This window comes from Siculibacillus lacustris (assembly GCF_004328075.1).
Lineage (GTDB): Bacteria > Pseudomonadota > Alphaproteobacteria > Rhizobiales > Ancalomicrobiaceae > Siculibacillus > Siculibacillus lacustris.
This window is the reverse complement of record NZ_SJFN01000081.1, coordinates 1-1,595: the sequence shown is the minus strand read 5'-3', so window position 1 is coordinate 1,595 and position 1,595 is coordinate 1. Positions and strand designations below refer to the sequence as shown.

The 1,595-nt window shown below is 60.1% G+C and carries 4 protein-coding genes; 2 read left to right on the top strand and 2 right to left on the bottom strand.

The features are described from left to right. Both EYW49_RS22775 and EYW49_RS22770 read right to left on the bottom strand, forming a co-directional pair. On the bottom strand, positions 1–182 hold a 182-nt coding region (locus EYW49_RS22775), incomplete at its 3' end, for a transposase (RefSeq protein WP_131308803.1). Positions 183–245: 63 nt separating this feature from the next. Next, positions 246–614, bottom strand: coding sequence for a hypothetical protein (locus EYW49_RS22770; protein WP_131312025.1), 369 nt, complete (start codon positions 612–614; stop codon positions 246–248). A gap of 37 nt (positions 615–651) precedes the next feature. Between EYW49_RS22770 and EYW49_RS22765 the strand changes: the two genes are divergently transcribed. Continuing rightward, a complete protein-coding gene (locus EYW49_RS22765; protein WP_131312023.1) occupies positions 652–1,002 on the top strand; it encodes a hypothetical protein in 351 nt (116 codons plus the stop codon). Between the two features lie 460 nt (positions 1,003–1,462). Beyond that, positions 1,463–1,595, top strand: a 133-nt coding sequence (locus EYW49_RS22760; RefSeq protein WP_131309656.1) for a sigma factor-like helix-turn-helix DNA-binding protein, incomplete at its 3' end; no start/stop codon positions are given.

Sequence of the window (1,595 nt, the reverse complement as noted above, 5' to 3'; positions counted from 1 at the left end):
TCGGCTTTCCCGGAGAAGACGCCTGACATTCCGTCGACCGCCTGCTTCTTCCACGCGCTGATCATCGTCTGATGGACGCCGTACTTGACCGTCAGCTGCGCCACGGTCGCCTCGCCCCGGATCGCCTCCAGCGCGACCTTCGCCTTGAAATCTGCCGAATACCGCTTCCGCTTCCCCGTCATCGGGATCGTCCTTCTCTCAGGTCGACCCAAGCTTACCGAACTGCCCGCCAGACGGGGACCACCTCAGACCAACCCGTTCATGAGGAGGCCGAAGCCGGCGGACATGGCATTGGCCGCGACGGAAAAGGCGAGACAACGCACAATCGGGGCACAGACCAACAATCGGTAGGCTAGGCTTTCAATGACCACCACTGTGGCTTCGACCTGAAGAACGACCAGCGCAAAGGTTTCTACTTCTGCATGCTCGAGAACGTAGGACCAAGCGAAACCGTGCGTCGCCAGGGTCCCGGCGATCGCTGCAATAGCGGCCCTACCCGGAGTTCCCCAGCCCGTCCACGATGCCAATGCTGCTGCTGTCGAAGCCTCTATGACCAGCGACCAGGCGAGCGCTCCCGTCTGCGTCGCCAGTGTATTGGTAAGCTCAAAGTCCATGAACTACGCTCCCTCACGCATTTAATGGAGATCACAGATGGTCCGGATTACCATTGTCGTCATCACCCTCCTCGGATTCGCAACTGCCGCTTTCGCAGATATCGTGCCGCCGAACCATCAGAAAATGGGAGCAATGGTTGTGCGGCGGAACGCCGAAAACGCCACAGACGGCAAATGGATCACCGCGAAGGGTTTCACCTGCTCGAACTCCATGCGTGTCGCCCCCGACACGTATGGAGTCGAATTGAGGAAGCAAATTCTCGAACTGGATTCCCGAGAATTCCACTCGTGGGTCGTCGCCTGCGCCGACGGCACGTCATATATTCTCTCCGTACACAGAAATCTCGAGCCAGTAAGATCTGAGCCGTCGGTGCGACGCCTCGACTGAGATCGGCAATTTGCGGTCTCGCGCCCGTTTCTAACGTCCGGGCACGCCACCGGGCACCACTCCGACAAGATGATCATCGGTGGCGCTACAGAGGGGCAATCCGAGCCTCGGCAGGCAGTGTCCTGCGCAGTGAAGACCAAAGGGGTCTCACTCCGAAGCTGCAGTCCCGGGAAATCGGCAGCAAAGAGTAGGGTGACCCGTTGATCGGTTTCGGGCACCGCGATCCCCCGCGGTATCGGCTTCGGCTCGTCGGCCACCACCTGCCCGTTCACGTCCGGTGGAACACGGTCCCGGCGACACTCCACGTGCGCAGCCTCCGCCTCTCGATCGAGAGTCATGGGTAGAACTGTTGATTTCCGCGGAGAACTGACCCAGGCGGCAGGGATTTTTCCATCGAGAATTGACCCATGTTTGAACCTCCTCCCTCGCCACTGGTGCGGGGGACAGCGGAGTGATCGACATGGAGTTATTGAGCGTCATCCGGCGCTGGCACTATCGGGATCATTTCTCGATCCGAGAGATTTCCCGGCGCACCGGGCTTTCGAGGAACACGGTCCGCAAGTACCTGCGGTCCGACAGCGTCGAGCCTCGGT